General features: G+C 62.1%; 18 protein-coding genes. 13 read left to right on the plus strand and 5 right to left on the minus strand.

The genetic code is table 11. The features are described 5' to 3' along the window. Nucleotides 1-2: 2 nt before the first annotated feature. From BHE01S_RS34370 to BHE01S_RS34380, 3 genes are all read left to right on the plus strand, one after another. Entirely contained in the window at nt 3-728 is a 726-nt protein-coding gene (locus BHE01S_RS34370) for an enoyl-CoA hydratase/isomerase family protein (protein ID WP_042272622.1), read from the plus strand. Nucleotides 729-794: 66 nt separating this feature from the next. Next, complete coding sequence (locus tag BHE01S_RS34375; protein WP_042272671.1) at nt 795-2360, plus strand: UbiD family decarboxylase; 1566 nt, start codon at nt 795-797, stop codon at nt 2358-2360. A gap of 126 nt (nt 2361-2486) precedes the next feature. Then, complete coding sequence (locus BHE01S_RS34380) at nt 2487-3410, plus strand: LysR family transcriptional regulator (RefSeq protein ID WP_042272624.1); 924 nt, start codon at nt 2487-2489, stop codon at nt 3408-3410. Nucleotides 3411-3429: 19 nt separating this feature from the next. Here the strand turns inward: BHE01S_RS34380 and BHE01S_RS34385 are convergent, their stop codons facing one another. Both BHE01S_RS34385 and BHE01S_RS34390 read right to left on the minus strand, forming a co-directional pair. Beyond that, nucleotides 3430-4461, minus strand: coding sequence for an XdhC family protein (locus BHE01S_RS34385; RefSeq protein WP_042272674.1), 1032 nt, complete (start codon nt 4459-4461; stop codon nt 3430-3432). 241 nt (nt 4462-4702) lie between these two features. Continuing rightward, complete coding sequence (locus BHE01S_RS34390; RefSeq protein WP_084069564.1) at nt 4703-4987, minus strand: hypothetical protein; 285 nt, start codon at nt 4985-4987, stop codon at nt 4703-4705. A 245-nt stretch (nt 4988-5232) separates the two neighbouring features. On the opposite strand from BHE01S_RS34390, the gene BHE01S_RS34395 reads away from it, so the two are divergent. Genes BHE01S_RS34395 through BHE01S_RS34415 form a run of 5 tightly spaced genes read left to right on the plus strand, consistent with a single transcriptional unit; the run spans nt 5233 to nt 8429 of the window. Beyond that, the gene (locus tag BHE01S_RS34395; RefSeq protein ID WP_042272629.1) at nt 5233-5544 is read left to right on the plus strand and encodes a BufA1 family periplasmic bufferin-type metallophore; all 312 of its coding nucleotides are present in this window, start codon (nt 5233-5235) and stop codon (nt 5542-5544) included. A 25-nt stretch (nt 5545-5569) separates the two neighbouring features. Further along, the gene (gene bufB, locus BHE01S_RS34400; RefSeq protein ID WP_042272632.1) at nt 5570-6517 is read left to right on the plus strand and encodes an MNIO family bufferin maturase; all 948 of its coding nucleotides are present in this window, start codon (nt 5570-5572) and stop codon (nt 6515-6517) included. Then, a complete protein-coding gene (locus BHE01S_RS34405) occupies nt 6507-7286 on the plus strand; it encodes an HvfC/BufC N-terminal domain-containing protein (protein WP_042272635.1) in 780 nt (259 codons plus the stop codon). The genes bufB and BHE01S_RS34405 overlap by 11 nt, the downstream gene beginning before the upstream one ends. 4 nt (nt 7287-7290) lie before the next feature. Continuing rightward, the gene (locus BHE01S_RS34410) at nt 7291-7791 is read left to right on the plus strand and encodes a DoxX family protein (protein ID WP_042272638.1); all 501 of its coding nucleotides are present in this window, start codon (nt 7291-7293) and stop codon (nt 7789-7791) included. Then, on the plus strand, nt 7788-8429 hold the full coding sequence (locus tag BHE01S_RS34415) for a DUF1109 domain-containing protein (RefSeq protein ID WP_042272640.1): 642 nt from the start codon (nt 7788-7790) through the stop codon (nt 8427-8429). The genes BHE01S_RS34410 and BHE01S_RS34415 overlap by 4 nt, the downstream gene beginning before the upstream one ends. 175 nt (nt 8430-8604) lie before the next feature. On the opposite strand, the gene BHE01S_RS34420 is transcribed toward BHE01S_RS34415, so the two are convergent. Next, nucleotides 8605-9387: a YkgJ family cysteine cluster protein gene (locus tag BHE01S_RS34420; protein ID WP_042272642.1), complete on the minus strand. Its 783-nt coding sequence runs from the start codon at nt 9385-9387 to the stop codon at nt 8605-8607. Nucleotides 9388-9514: 127 nt separating this feature from the next. Then, nucleotides 9515-10102, minus strand: a complete 588-nt coding sequence (locus BHE01S_RS34425; protein WP_042272645.1) for a TetR/AcrR family transcriptional regulator — start codon at nt 10100-10102, stop codon at nt 9515-9517. Between the two features lie 172 nt (nt 10103-10274). Between BHE01S_RS34425 and BHE01S_RS34430 the strand changes: the two genes are divergently transcribed. The 5 genes from BHE01S_RS34430 to BHE01S_RS34450 all read left to right on the plus strand — a co-directional run bounded on the left by BHE01S_RS34430 (nt 10275) and on the right by BHE01S_RS34450 (nt 13033). Further along, nucleotides 10275-10973, plus strand: coding sequence for a glutathione S-transferase family protein (locus BHE01S_RS34430; RefSeq protein ID WP_042272649.1), 699 nt, complete (start codon nt 10275-10277; stop codon nt 10971-10973). An 81-nt stretch (nt 10974-11054) separates the two neighbouring features. Next, nucleotides 11055-11240, plus strand: coding sequence for a hypothetical protein (locus BHE01S_RS38715; protein WP_042272651.1), 186 nt, complete (start codon nt 11055-11057; stop codon nt 11238-11240). Between the two features lie 18 nt (nt 11241-11258). Next, nucleotides 11259-11804 (plus strand): sigma-70 family RNA polymerase sigma factor, encoded by a 546-nt coding sequence (locus BHE01S_RS34440; RefSeq protein WP_042272653.1) that lies wholly within the window; start codon nt 11259-11261, stop codon nt 11802-11804. Next, nucleotides 11801-12442 carry a DUF1109 domain-containing protein gene (locus tag BHE01S_RS34445; protein ID WP_042272656.1) on the plus strand — a complete coding sequence of 214 codons (642 nt, stop codon included), beginning with the start codon at nt 11801-11803 and terminating at the stop codon, nt 12440-12442. Before BHE01S_RS34440 ends, BHE01S_RS34445 begins: the two co-directional genes overlap by 4 nt. A gap of 159 nt (nt 12443-12601) precedes the next feature. Next, the gene (locus BHE01S_RS34450; RefSeq protein ID WP_042272659.1) at nt 12602-13033 is read left to right on the plus strand and encodes a MarR family winged helix-turn-helix transcriptional regulator; all 432 of its coding nucleotides are present in this window, start codon (nt 12602-12604) and stop codon (nt 13031-13033) included. 66 nt (nt 13034-13099) lie between these two features. On the opposite strand, the gene pal is transcribed toward BHE01S_RS34450, so the two are convergent. Continuing rightward, nucleotides 13100-13606, minus strand: a complete 507-nt coding sequence (gene pal, locus BHE01S_RS34455; RefSeq protein ID WP_042272661.1) for a peptidoglycan-associated lipoprotein Pal — start codon at nt 13604-13606, stop codon at nt 13100-13102. Between the last annotated feature and the right edge of the window lie 396 nt (nt 13607-14002).

Below are 14002 nucleotides of genomic sequence, written 5' to 3' on the forward strand. Positions count from 1 at the left end.
GTATGCCCAGCCCTCACGTTGCGGTCGAACGCAACGGCCCGCTCGTCGACATCGAGCTCAATCGTCCCGAGAACGGCAACCTGATCGACGCCGCCATGAGCGAGTCGATCATCGACACCGTCACCACGCTCGACGATGACGTCAAGCTCGTACGCATCCTCTCGAGCGGCCCCGACTTCTGCAAGGGCCGCCAGTCGCCGATGCCGCCGAAGGACGCGAAGCCGTCCGCAGAAACCCTGCGCCGCGTGGTCACGGCGCCGCCGCTCGCGCTCTATGACGCGCTCAAGGCCGTGCGTGTGCCGGTGGTGTCGGTCGTGCGCGGAGAGGCCCTCGGTGTAGGCTGCGCGCTCGCCGGCGTCTGTGACATCGCGCTCGCGGCGGACGATGCTGTGTTCCAGATCCACGAAATGGAACGCGACATTCCACCGACGCTCGTGATGTCGGCGCTCATCGGCCGCGTGCCTGTGAAGACCGTCGCGCACATGGTGCTGAGCCGCCAGAAGCTTTCAGCAACCGAGGCGCTGCATGCGGGGCTCGTCAGCCGCGTCGTGCCCGCTGCGAGCCTGAACGCCGAAGCGGACGCGCTCGCGGATACGTTGCTTGGCTGTAGCGCGGTCACGCTGCGCGCGGTCAAGCAGTTCCTGCAACTCGCGCCCGAAATGCCGGCGAGCGGCGCGAGCGGCTTCGCTGCGCATCTTGCGGCCACGGCGCTTTCCGCACGCTTCTGACTTCGCCTCTCACGTCGTTTCCAGCATGACAAACACTGCGCAGTTCCAATGCGCGAGGAACCCAGATTGAGACCCAAGACCGCCATTCCCTCCACCGCTGAAGGCGCGAGCGCGCCCGACCTCGAACGCTTCCGCCTGCGCCGCTTCCTCGAAGCGCTCGACGAAACCGAACTTGAACGCCACGAAGAAAGTGTCGAACTGGCTGACGTCGCCGCGCTCATGGAAGGCAACCCGCGCGCCGTATGGTTTGCCCGTCCGTCCGGCGGCGCGATCTCGCTCGCAGGCAGTGTCGCGGCGAGCCGCTCGCGGCTGGCTCTCGCGTTCGGCACGACGCCGCAGGCCCTGCTCGATACCGTGCGGGAACGGCTGCGCGTGAAAGGCAAGCTCGTCGAAGTGAGCCGTGAGGAAGCGCCGGTGCAGCAAGTCGTGCTGACCGGCGACGCGTGCGACTTCACCGCGCTGCCCGTGCATCTCCAGCACGATCTGGACGGCGCGCCGTACATCTCCGCGTCTATCGACTTCGCCGTCGATCCCGACACGGGCTGGACCAATGTCGGGATTCGCCGTCTGATGCTGCGCGGCCGTCGCACGGCCGGCATCGATCTTGTCGCGCCTTCGGACCTGCGCGCCATTGCAATCGGTCATGCCAAACGAGGCGAGCGCACGCCGATCGCCTTCGCTGTCGGTACGCATCCGGTCGACCACGTCGGCGCCACCATGCGCATTCCCGCCGATGAACTGGAGTTGGTCGCGTCGCTGCGCGGCGAAGCGATGGGCGTGGTCAAGTGCGTAACGAACGACCTGCTCGTGCCAGCTGACGCCGAATTCATCCTCGAAGGCTATCTCGACGAGCGCGGCCACGCCGAGCCGGAAGGTCCATATGGAGAGTTTCTCGGCTACTACGGCGGCGTGAAAACCAATCCGCTATTCCATCTGACGGCAATTACCCACCGGCGCGACGCCGTGTTCCAGACCTGCACGATCGGCGGCCGCTCGATGGCGTGCACCGACACCGCGCAGCTCGCCGCGCTGCGCACCGAAGTGACGGTGTGGCGCGCGCTGGAAACGGCTGTGCGCGAGGTGAAGGCCGTTTATGCGAACCCGGCGACGGGCGGCATGTTCAATGTGCGTATTGCCATGCAGCAGCGCGTGCCGGGCGAAGCGCGCAACGCCATTGCGGCCGTATTCGCCTCGCTGGCGAACGTCAAGCACGTTTTTGTCGTCGATCCCGACATCGACGTCTTCTCCGACGAGCAGATGGACTGGGCGCTCGCCACGCGCTTCCAGGCGGACCGCGACCTCGTGCTTCAGGACAGCCTGCGCGCGATGCCGCTGGACCCGTCGCTGCTTGGCGCGACGAAAACGGCGAAGGCCGGCTTCGATCTCACGCTGCCACTCCTCTCGCCCGGCGCCGAGCGCGATCTCGAGCATCGCGTGCCGACGCCGCCCGTCTATCGCGGCGCGCGTTTCGACTCGCTCGAAGCGGCCCTGGAACACGGGCCGAAGCGCTTCTCGGAGTTGATGGCCGCGACCGGCACGCGCGACGGCCGCGACGTGGTGCGCTGGCTTGAAGACGTCGCGCAACGCCGCACGCTCGCACGCGACGAAGAAGGCCGTTACGCATTCGCGTGACGCCTCCTTTGCGCGCGACTGCCGTACACGCCCTCCCGGACGTGCGGCAGTCGCCGTGGCAGACGGGATAGAATCGAGCTTGCCCCGAGCCCGAACTCCAGCACCATCCACGTAGAGCCGTCGTCGATGAATCTGTCCCTAAAACAACTCAAGGTTTTCCTCGGCGTCGCGAACGCATCGAGCTTCACGAAGACCGCGCAGAGCATGCATCTGAGCCAGGCAGCGCTCTCCGCAATCATCCGCGAACTGGAGACGCAGCTGAATTGCCGGCTGCTCGAACGCACGACACGAACCGTCTCGCTCACCGACGCCGGACGCGTGTTCTACCCCACGGCCATGGCAATCGTCGAGACGCTCGAAAAGTCGGTGATCGAACTCAATGAACTCGGCCGCCAAAAGCAGTCGTCGCTGCTGATCGGCTGCACGCCGATGATCGCCGCGAGCCTCATGCCGCCCGTGCTCACGCGCTTTGCCGAAGTCTATCCCGCTTCGCATATCGAGCTCGTGGACCGGAACCCGACTGAGCTCCTCCAGATGGTCGAGGAAGGTCATCTCGACGCCGCGTTCGGCGTTTTCTTCTCGCAGATTTCCGGCATCGACCGCGTGCCCCTCTTTCCCACGCGCCTCGTGGCCGTGTCCAGTAGCGACGAAGGCGCGCCGCGCCGGGGCACGGGCATTCGCTGGACTGCGCTCGAAAACCAGCCGCTCATCACGCTGCCAAAGGACAATCCGCTGCAGCGGCTGATCGAGGCAACGCTGTCGAAGGAAGATGTGACCGTGAGCCGTCGCATCGTCGTCGGCCATCTTCAAACGGCCATCGCGATGGCGCAGGAAGGCCTCGGCACGGCTGTCATGCCGCAGTTCTGCGAGCACATCTGCTACCGCTATCGCGTGCGTATCGACGCGCTGCGCCCCGAAGTGCCGCTTTCGTTCTATCGCATCACGCGCACCGGGCGCGACACGATGGCCACGCTCGACCAGTTCACCGCGTTGTTCACCGAGGCCGCGAAGGAAGATCCGACGGGTCTCATCGACATCGAGGAAGACTGAGGCGCCCGTGCCTCATGAATCACGCGAAGCAAAGCGACCCGGCCGAAGCGGCGATGTCGCGCGCGGCCTTCGCGCCCTCCACCTGCAGAAGGGCCGGCAGCGAGATTCCGTTCTTCGCGGCGGTGACTTCTGCGAGGATTGAAATGGCAATTTCCGGCGGTGTGCGGCTGCCAATGTAGATCCCAACCGGCCCGTGAAGACGCGCGAGCTCGGCGTCGCCCAGATCGAATTCCTTGAGCCGCTCGCGCCGCGCCGCGTTGTTGCGCCGCGAACCCAGCGCGCCCACGTAAAACGCGGGCGTTTTGAGCGCTTCCATCAGCGCGAGGTCGTCAAGCTTGGGGTCGTGCGTGAGCGCGATGACGGCGCTACGCTCGTCGAGGCGCATGTCGAGCACGGTGTCATCCGGCATGGTGCGCACGAGCGTCGTGCCAGACACGTCCCAGACGTCCGTGTATTCCTCGCGCGGATCGCAAACCGTCACGTGATAGTCGAGACCGGTCGCAATCCGGCATAGATAGCGCGAGAGCTGCCCTGCGCCGATCACGAGCATGCGGTAGCGCGGGCCGTGAATTGTGATGAAGCGCTTGCCGTCGAACAGCACGCCTTCTGTCGCATGTGCCGGTGTCAGAGTGGCGGTGCCGCTCGCCATATCGAGCGTGCGGGCAACCAGTTCGCCCGCCTGCGCGCGCCGGTACAGCGCAGCGATGCCCTCGGCGTCTTCGGCGCCCGCCAGAGGCTCCAGCACGAGTTCAATTGTGCCGCCGCATGGCAGTCCGAAGCGATGCGCCTCATCGGCGCTGATGCCGTAACGAACCGACCGCGGCCGCCCCTGAATCACACCATGCCGACGCACGCGTTCGATCAGATCGTCTTCGATGCAGCCGCCCGAGACTGAGCCGCTCACCACGCCGTCGTCGCGCACGACGAGCATCGAGCCTTCCGGTCGGGGCGACGAGCCCCACGTTTTCACTACGGTTACGAGCAACACGCGGTGCCCTGCGCCGAGCCAGTGCTGGCACGCGCTGAGCACTTCGAAATTGACGCTGTCCATCATCGCCTCCTGCTTGCCACGCCTCATCAGCACGCGCCGGCGCGCGATGCAAGGAAGCAGCAGCAATCCGGACGCGACACAGATACCGGCACGACACGGCCGGCTTGTGCGAGTATTGTAAACAAGCACCCCGGCGCGGGGAATCAGCGATTTATGATCGATTGATCAAGACAACCGATCAATGGGCAATGGGCGGCCTATCCCGCGCGGGGCACCGCGTCGGTGTGCCCGGCTTGCCAGGCTATTCGCTCTCCACGGCAGGATCGACGCCTCCGATCCTGAAGAGCGCAACCGCGTCGCGAAGAGACTTCGCCTGAGCGTCCATGGAATGCGCAGCAGCCGACGTCTCCTCCACCAGCGCAGCGTTCTGCTGGGTCACGTCGTCCATCCGGGCGATCGCCCTGCTGACCTCCCCGATTCCTGTGCCCTGTTCCTCTGACGCATAGGCAATTTCCAGCATGATGTCCGCCACATCCCGGACTGACGAAACCACGGCGTCGATCGCGCTTCCCGCTTCCTCGACCAGCTGGGGACCTCGTGGCTCCCAATGGCAGTTCGTTCAATTGGCCATTCCGGTTACAGTTCGCTGCTCTTTTTTGCGAAAAGAATTGTTCGGCAGCCTGTGCCGGTCAATGCGCCTTCATACCCGCCTGCTCGTCGCAAGTTCGCACGAAAAAATACGCTCAATCCATGTAACCGGCGCCCGGTATCCCGCGAATTAGCGTGTGTATCCGCGACGGATACTTCCAACCCAACTACTGGAGAATCCTCATGTCCGCAAAGACCACTGTCAGTTCCGCCCTTCTCGCAGGCGCCGTTGCAAGCCTGCTCGCTTCGGTCGCTCATGCCGCGCCGCTCACGAAAGCGGAAGAAGGCGCCGCCATCGCCGCTCACAAGGAAAAGTGCTACGGCGTCGCCCTGAAGGGACAAAACGACTGCGCCGCCGGTCCGGGCACGACCTGCCAGGGCACGTCGGCGATGGACTTCCAGGGCAACTCGTGGAAATTCGTCCAGGGCGGCACGTGCACGAGCATCCAGGTGCCGGGCGGCGGTCACGGCTCGCTCACGCCGATCAAGTCCTGATCACGACGAGAGAAACGGGACGGCCATGAACGCTTCCATTCGATCAGCAGCGGCCCATTTGCCCGGCCGTCCCGGCCACGCAACGCCCGGGACGGCCGGGCTCGCTGGCACCAGCTTCAAGCACGAACACCTCACGGCGATTCTCGACGACGCGCTGCAAGACAGCTTCTTTGAGGTGCACGCCGAGAACTATATGGGCGCGGGCGGCGCGCCTCACCGCGCGCTGAAAGCGATTCGCGAACGCTATCCGGTTTCGCTGCACGGTGTGTGCATGTCGATCGGCGGCCCGGGAGAACTGGACGCGCTCCATCTAGCGCGTTTTCGCGAGCTGGTCATGCGCTACGAACCCGCGCTCGTCTCCGAGCATCTCGCGTGGTCGTCGCACGGCGGCACGTTCTTCAACGACCTGCTGCCGCTGCCTTACACGAAGGCGACGTTCGATAAAGTCTGCCAGCACATCGATCAGGTGCAGGAAGCCATTGGACGCACGATGCTGCTCGAAAATCCGTCGACATACGTGGCCTTTGCCTCGTCTACGATGAGCGAGACGCAGTTCATCCGCGCTGTCGCCCAGCGCACGGGCTGCGGGCTGCTGCTCGACGTCAACAACGTCTTCGTTTCGGCGACTAATCACGGCTATTCGGCGAGCACTTACCTGGCGGACTTCCCGCTCGAATACGTTGGCGAGATTCACCTCGCGGGTCATAGCGACCAGCAGGACGACGAGCTCGCACCTTTGCTCATCGACAGCCACGACCGCGAAGTCGCCGCCCCGGTCTGGGCGCTCTACCGCGACGTAATCGCGCGTACCGGATCGGTGCCGACGTTGATCGAATGGGATAGCCAGTTGCCTTCATGGCCAGAACTGCGCGCTCAAGCGCACGCTGCCCGGCAGATGATGGCCGGGCGCGCGTCCCAATTCGAATCGGGATCCGGCGTACCGCATCCTGCGCGAGCTTGCCATGATGCATGAACGACACGAGAGCGACTACGCTTCCAGTTTTGCGCCGGGACTGACCCATCCCGACCTGGCCGCGCCCGAGGGTGTCGTGGCGACATACGGAAAAGGCGTCGTCAGACGCTACAACGTCTATCGGAACAACGTCACGGTTAGCCTCATCGACGCGCTAGCCGCCATCTATCCCGCCGTGCAGCGCATCACGGGTATCGAGTTTTTTCGCGCGATGGCGCGGTTTCACGTACGCGCCACGCCGCCGGCTTCGCCATTGCTTTTCGAGTACGGCCGCGACTTTCCATCGTTTATCGAAAGATACGAGTACGCGCGTGACATGCCCTGGCTCGCCGATACAGCACGCATCGAGCGTGCGTGGCTTGATGCGTATCACGCTGCGGATGCCGAGCCGCTCGAGGCTGGCACATTCGCGAGTATCGATTCAGGCTCTCTCGCGAACGTTCGCTTCGTCGCCCATCCAGCCGCACGCATCGTGCGCTCGCGTTATCCGGCCGTCGCAATCTTCGCCATGAACCGGGCGGATGCCCCCGGCACGCCGTTGCGTTCGAGCGATGCTGAAGACGCGCTTGTTACGCGGCCGGACGGCGATGTGATCGTCTCGCGGCTGCCAGCAGGCGGTGCCGCGTTCCTTACCGCGCTGATTGAAGGCGTCCCACTCGGCGCCGCCGCGCAGGCCGCCTTCGAGGAGACCAACGCCTTCGACCTGTCGGCCAACCTCGTCGCGATGATTGCGTCCGGCGTATTCACCGCAGTTCAACTGGGAGAATGATCAAATGACTCCGCAAGACTCCAGGTTGCCCTTCCCGGCAACGCTCGCGCACACAATCGGGCGCGCACGGCGTTTCATCGAACGGCTCGCGCAGCCGACGTTGGTGCAGCTCGTGTTGCGCTTCGCGCTGGCTGTGCCGTTCTGGAAATCCGGCATCCTCAAATGGCACGGATTCCTGCAGCTCAACGACACGGCCATCTATCTCTTTACGGACGAGTTCAAGCTCCATCTGCCGGGCGGCCCGTATCCGTTTCCGGCACCGGCCGTGTTTGCGTTCCTGTCCGCGTGTGGCGAAGTATCGTTCCCGGTGCTGCTCGTGCTCGGACTCGGCACGCGCTTCGCCGCCGCAGGCCTGCTGATGATGACCTGTATCATCGAACTGACCGTGCCGGACGGCTGGCCCATCCACATCACATGGGCGGCCATGGCGCTCGGTATCGCCGCATGGGGTCCTGGCGCAATATCAATCGACTACCTGCTTGGGGACCGCGCGCACCGGTCATGAAGACGCGGGATCTGGTCAGTCAGCTTGCGCGTGAGGCCTCGCCCGTCGAGCATAACGCCGTGCCGAGGCTGCTCAACCGCGCGCTGATCCGCGGCCTGGCCGGCAGCGCGACCCTGCTTGTCGCGCTATACGGCGTGCGTAGCGACATGCCCGAGCTGATTCTCACGACAATGTTCTGGGTGCGGCTCGCATTCCCGCTCGCCGTCGTCGCGACTGCCATGAAGCTCGCGGAACGACTCGGCCGTCCCGGTGCACCGATCAAACTCGCCTCGTTCGCTGTAGCGTTGCCTATCGCAACGATGCTGTTCTCCGCAGGCAGCATCCTGCTGGCAACGCCACATGGATATCGGCTTCAATTGATGCTCGGCACGACGTGGCGCACGACGACGGCGAGCATCGTGCTGCTGTCGCTTCCGTCGCTTGCTGCGATGATACATGCGATGAGGCAACTCGCGCCGACACATCTCGCACTGGCCGGCGCGGGCTCAGGCCTTTTGGCAGGAGCACAGGGATTGCTCGTCTACTCGCTGTATTGTTCGGAGATGGCAGTACCGTTTTGGGGGGTCTGGTACGTGCTTGCCATCATCGTCACGACCGCCGTCGGCGCGGTCATCGCGCCCCGCTGTCTACGCTGGTAACACGCACTGCGACGTTGACCGGTTCAGCACCACGACGATCTAGCCGGCGACACCGCCCCTTCGCGAGCGCGGGTTGGGCCATCGTCGCCAGTGCCGTCTCGAACTGGCTGGTCACGTTCAGGTAACCATGCCGACGATGGCACCTCTCCGTGTCGGGAACCTGCGCTGCAGAGTTTCAAGGTGCAGCCTCGAGGAAACCAAGATAGCGATAAGTGGCTTCCGGTTCGGAGGTCGCAAAGATACACCGGGCATCGATTGAATTCAGCGTCTCAACACTCCTTCGCTGATTGGAAACGAAAGTCCACTGGCTCGCCAAAGTCTCACCGGCCACGCGACCTCGGGATTTCTCCATTGCATTCAGCGCCGCGTCCCTGTCGACCTTGAAGACCGAGAATCCTTCATTCGCGAGAGCACAGTGCCTCAGTCCCAACACGTTGCATATGTCGTCCTTTCTGGGAGCGTCCACAATATCCGCCAGGCGTGCCTGCTTTATCAGCTCGACAGTAGCCGCGTCCATCAATCGCCCCTGGGCCAGGTAGAGCGGCTTTTCAGCGGTCCAGGCGTCTGGCGGACAAGATTTCGTCGAAGGAACCAACTCGAGCGACGGGTTTACCTCAGCGGGGTAAATGCGGCAGACTCCAGGCCGTTTCTCGTATGCACCGCATCGCATATCGTCGAGGAGATTCGGGCATGGCCCGCTGAACGAGGCCACGAAAGTTGCAATTACGCGTATAGGGAGCGCTCCGCACATCGCGGGAAACGACCGGCCCTTTTTGTGTGCGGCCTGCAAATTGTCGCCAGGAGGTTCACTTGGCCAAGGGATTGCCTCTACGAATATCTCAAGCTCGCCATCGTCCTTCAACCAGCTTTCAGCCTCATTCAGGCTTAGTGGAAGCCGCAGATCATGACAACATTGCCCGCAGAGCGTGCATGAGAAGTGAATCGACCTGGCATCCATCCTGGGAATCCTGATTGAGCGATTTTGCTTAAAGGCTTTATATGCTTGTCGGCAGCTAAACGCCCGCTGCGTCGACAACAAGTTCGCTGCAAACAGCGTTCTGGTTACACCCGGTTCAAAAAATCACTTAGCGTGGCTTGTTCAGCAATGCGTACACGGGTCGCAACAAGCCCTCGAGCAACTCGCGCTCCGGTCTGGCGCGCGCGAGGACCCGGATGCCAAGCAACATGCTCAAAAGCGTCCGGGCAATGTCGTCCGCCGATTGCTGATCCGATATCTCACCGCTGCGCTGTCCGGCCTGGACACAGCGTCGAAAAAAAGCCTCGACTTGCACGAGCACGCCAGCAATAGTCTCCTGAAACTCCGGGTCGTGTGGCGCAACCTCGAGAGCGGAGTTGACGAGCAGACACCCCTTCCGATCCTTATCGGAGATCGAACGCTCGACAATCTCCTGGAAGAACGAAGTGATTGCATCCTTCGGCGGCAGATGTTCGAAGCGGGATACCCGGTCGCCAAAGCTCTGTACAACATAATGCGCCAGCGCCTTTCGAAAGAGCGATCGCTTGTCCCCGAATGCGTTGTAGAGACTCGCTCCCGTGATGCCCATGCTCTGTGCAAGCTCCCGCACCGATGTCGCTTCGTATCCGTGAACCCAGAAGCGGTGAACCGCTGCGTCAAGCACGGCATGTTCGTCAAACTCGCGCGGTCGAGCCATTTTGTCCTCTTCTCACCTCTGATGGCCCATCGGCCGAAATTGCATGTACGACATCGTTCGGCTATTCTAAAGCAGTTGCTCTAAAATCAGTGTCTCCGGCTGGCAAGCCGAATCTCGATGTGCAAACCAACTGTATTTGTGTTGATAGCACACGTAATGATATTGAAAGATCATGATCCACTTCTACTTTCACCCAACACCTAATCCGGCAAAGATCGCGCTCTTCCTCGAAGAAACCGGGCTCGCATACGAACTGCGGCCAGTCGATACCAAGAAGGGGCATCAGCACCTGGAGGATTTCAGGCGCGTCAATCCGAACGGCAAGGTACCTGCAATCATTGATACGGATGGGCCGGAAGGGAAAGAAGTACGAGTGTTCGATTCGAGTGCCATTCTGCTCTACCTGGCAGAGAAAACGGGGAAGTTCCTGGGTGGAGCGTCCGACCGCCCTGAAATGCTGTCGTGGTTGTTCTTCATCAGTTCAGGACTCGGCCCGTTCTCGGGGCAGTCGGTGCATTTCCAGCACGCTGCGCCCGAAAAACTGCCGTATGCCATCAATCGCTTCCGCAGTGAAGCCGAGAGGCACTACCGCGTGCTCGACGAACATCTGCAAACCCGGCACTACATGCTGGGTGACGACTATTCCATCGTCGACATGTCGCTCTGGGGCTGGGTCGCACGAGTCACGTTCGTGCTTCCAGGAAGCGATGACCCACTAGCGCAATTCCCTAACCTGAAACGCTGGTTCTCTGCGGTTGACGCGCGTCCTGCCGCGGTTCGCGCCCGAAGCGTCGGGACGGACCATACATTCAAGCAAGAGATGGATGAAGAGGCTCGCCGGGCCCTGTTTCCGTCCAACTATCGTTCATAGCCTGGGCGACGAACCCAGCAGGTCCGATGGACAGCGGAAATCCCAACGGGCTTCGCACCTCACGCTCACAGAACCACTGTCATGAAAATCACCCAGCAGCGAGTCCTGATTACCGGCGGCTCAAATGGCATCGGCGTGCCGGGCGGAATTGATATCCTGGTGAACAACGTAAAGGCAGGAAACCGCGAAGACCCGGAAGCGCTGGACCGCCGTTTCTCCGCTCTCAAACCCCAGCTCGCGCAAGCCGTTCGCGATCACTCAGCGTGATAACGCTGGAGAAGACTTTTGTACAACGCGGAACATCGTCTGAAAGCGTCCTTTAAGGCCAGTCTCGAAGGCGACGCAGATGCGTATCGAGACTTTCTCGCTGAGTTGACACGTCATCTTCGCGGTTATTTGCGCAAGCGACTTCCCCACTTTCATGACGATGTCGAGGATCTGGTTCAGGAGATTCTCCTGGCGGTGCATAATGCGCGTCATACATACAGGCCTGGTGAGCCACTGACGGCGTGGGTACACGCAATTGCGCGTTACAAGCTGATGGACTTCTTCCGGGCACGAGCACGAAAGGATGCCCTGACCGATTCGATCGACGACCACGCGGATATTTTCGCGGCTGCCGACGATGAGCCTGCCGACGCGCGGCGAGATATCGGCAAGTTGCTCGCGGACCTGCCAATCAGACAAAAAATGTCGATTTTGCATGTCAAGCTACAGGGACTGTCTGTCGCGGAGGCAGCACGCTTGACTGGACTCTCGGAATCCGCCGTGAAGGTCAGCGTCCACAGAGGCTTGAAAACGCTTGCAGCCAGAGTGCGAGGCACCGTTTGAACACCGAAGAACTTGTCACCCTTCTCGCAACACGGGCAGATCCCGTCGACCCAGGCATAGCGGCGCGCCGGTTCGCCCTGGCGCTACTCGTCGCAGCGCTCGGGTCGCTACTGCTGACGAAGGGCGTATATGGTCTGCGTCCAGACTTGTCGTTTGCGGCGCGGACCGGGCTCTTCTGGGCAAAGTTTGCTCTACCTGCCTGCATCTCGATCGGCGCATTCGCCGCTACCAGCCGTCTCTCGCGGCCCGGCGTTAAAGCGGGTAGAGCATGGTGGGTCGTCGGCGCACCCGTCGTACTGGTCTGGGTTGCGGGAGCACTGCTGGTAGGCGCTGCCGCCCCAGAGGACCGCTCGTCGCTAATCCTGGGGCTTTCCTGGCGATCGTGTCCGTTCAACATCTTGCTGCTCTCGATCCCAGGATTCGTGACGGTGTTCCTCGCCGTAAAGGGACTCGGACCGACCAACCTGCGATTGGCCGGCGCTGCCGCCGCTTTACTGGCTAGTTCCATCGCCACCATGGCGTATTGCTTTCACTGCCCGGAGATGAGCCCTGCCTTTTGGAGCATCTGGTACGTAGCGGGAATGGGTCTTGTCTCAGTAATAGGTGCGATGGCCGGCCCAACACTTTTGCGCTGGTAGCCGCACGATGCGGTGCGTCCCATCTCTCAAGGACCGGCAGTTCACGGTGCAAACCGGCAGTTGCCGCCACTCCCTTACAATGACGTTTTGCACAGCGACGCGAATGCGCCTGTATTTTACGTCACATAGTGAGCTTTTTCCGTCTGAACCCCGAAGAATATGGACAGGCCTATGCCACCGAAACCCCGAAAAGTGACCGACAAGGTGACGAGGGCCGACCTCGAGGAGCTTTCGGAGTTCCGGTATCGTCTCAGGCGATTTTTGCGGGTGTCGGAGGAAATCACGCACGCGGAGGGCGTGACGCCGCTTCAGTACATGCTGATGCTGCATACACGCGCCTTCCCCGACCGCGACTGGGCTACCGTAGGCGAGATCGCGGAACGGCTGCAGGCGTCCTCGCATGGCACTGTGGCGCTCGTCACGCGGTGCGAGGCGGCCGGGCTTGTAGTCCGTGTGCCCAGCGCCCACGACCGCCGTGAGGTGCAGGTACACCTCACACAGGTAGGCGAACGCTGCCTGCTGAGGCTCGCCGCGTTGCACAAGTCGGAGGTGCAGTCTTTTGGCTGGGCATTCAGGGAGGAGAGAGAATAGCGCCCGCCATGGCCGGTCCCGCACGGTCCTCACCGGTGAGGGCGGAAGACCACGCTGGCCAAACGGCTAGTGGCGATAGACCAGGTCGGCGCGCCGGTTCTGGGCCCACGAGGCCTCGTCGTGCCCCTGGGCGACCGGCTTCTCCTTGCCAAGGCTCACCGCTTCGAGTTGGGAGTCAGGCACACCGAGCGCCTCGAGTTCGTGCAATACCGCCTCCGAGCGGCGCTGGCCGAGCGCAAGGTTGTACTCATCCGTGCCCCGTTCATCCGTGTTGCCCTGAATCAGCACATGCTGCGCCGGATGGCTTCGCAAATAGTCGGCGTGCGCGTGCAGCAACTGCAGATCGTCGCTCTTGACCGTGTAGCTGTCGAAATCGAAGTATACGCTGCGCTTCGCCAGCGGACTGTTCGGATTGTTGAGCTCGTCCATTGTCGAGGTCGATCCGGTGACCGGCTGCGAGGTGGCTGCGTTCATGTTGGCCATGCCGGAAGATTCAGGCGCCTTCGTTGCCGAGTGACAACCGGCCAGCAGCGCAAGCAGCAGGATGGCGATAAACGATCGATTCAGGCTCATGACGGGCTCCGGAACCTGGTTGAAGAGCGAAGCATCAAGACTCGGTTTTCGCGGTCCAGTCTAGACATAAATTCGCTGAACTGCCACCGTATTTCGCCCCCGGCAACGGCGCGATGCCTTGAATGCACCCATGCAGCCTCCAGGCTCGATGGTTTAAGTTTCGCTTAAGTTTTTCCGGTTAGATTTGGCGAAATGTCATGCCGTGACCTATCATTGCAGTACGCTTTCAGTGAGCAGTGTGCGTGGTCCCATGACATTGTTGTGTCCTCAGCTTGTCGGACGGAAACGTCCGGTTGCCGTCCGTGGCAGGAGCGGCAACTCATTTCACCCAGCGTCCGCTGGGTTTTTTTTTGATCGTTCATATGCGCGCAACGTCCACCTCGCCCACTTCCCGCT

The sequence above is a fragment of the Paraburkholderia heleia NBRC 101817 genome (genome assembly GCF_000739775.1).
Lineage (GTDB): Bacteria > Pseudomonadota > Gammaproteobacteria > Burkholderiales > Burkholderiaceae > Paraburkholderia > Paraburkholderia heleia.

Coding starts and splice junctions, on each gene's coding strand:
- BHE01S_RS34385 (WP_042272674.1), bottom strand. CDS start 4,461: ATGGACAGCGTCAATTTCGAAGTGCTCAGCGCGTGCCAGCACTGGCTC.
- BHE01S_RS34430 (WP_042272649.1), top strand. CDS start 10,275: ATGATCCACTTCTACTTTCACCCAACACCTAATCCGGCAAAGATCGCG.
- BHE01S_RS34405 (WP_042272635.1), top strand. CDS start 6,507: ATGATGCATGAACGACACGAGAGCGACTACGCTTCCAGTTTTGCGCCG.
- BHE01S_RS34410 (WP_042272638.1), top strand. CDS start 7,291: ATGACTCCGCAAGACTCCAGGTTGCCCTTCCCGGCAACGCTCGCGCAC.
- bufB (WP_042272632.1), top strand. CDS start 5,570: ATGAACGCTTCCATTCGATCAGCAGCGGCCCATTTGCCCGGCCGTCCC.
- BHE01S_RS34415 (WP_042272640.1), top strand. CDS start 7,788: ATGAAGACGCGGGATCTGGTCAGTCAGCTTGCGCGTGAGGCCTCGCCC.
- BHE01S_RS34370 (WP_042272622.1), top strand. CDS start 3: ATGCCCAGCCCTCACGTTGCGGTCGAACGCAACGGCCCGCTCGTCGAC.
- BHE01S_RS34380 (WP_042272624.1), top strand. CDS start 2,487: ATGAATCTGTCCCTAAAACAACTCAAGGTTTTCCTCGGCGTCGCGAAC.
- BHE01S_RS34425 (WP_042272645.1), bottom strand. CDS start 10,102: ATGGCTCGACCGCGCGAGTTTGACGAACATGCCGTGCTTGACGCAGCG.
- pal (WP_042272661.1), bottom strand. CDS start 13,606: ATGAGCCTGAATCGATCGTTTATCGCCATCCTGCTGCTTGCGCTGCTG.
- BHE01S_RS34450 (WP_042272659.1), top strand. CDS start 12,602: ATGGACAGGCCTATGCCACCGAAACCCCGAAAAGTGACCGACAAGGTG.
- BHE01S_RS34395 (WP_042272629.1), top strand. CDS start 5,233: ATGTCCGCAAAGACCACTGTCAGTTCCGCCCTTCTCGCAGGCGCCGTT.
- BHE01S_RS38715 (WP_042272651.1), top strand. CDS start 11,055: ATGAAAATCACCCAGCAGCGAGTCCTGATTACCGGCGGCTCAAATGGC.
- BHE01S_RS34420 (WP_042272642.1), bottom strand. CDS start 9,387: ATGGATGCCAGGTCGATTCACTTCTCATGCACGCTCTGCGGGCAATGT.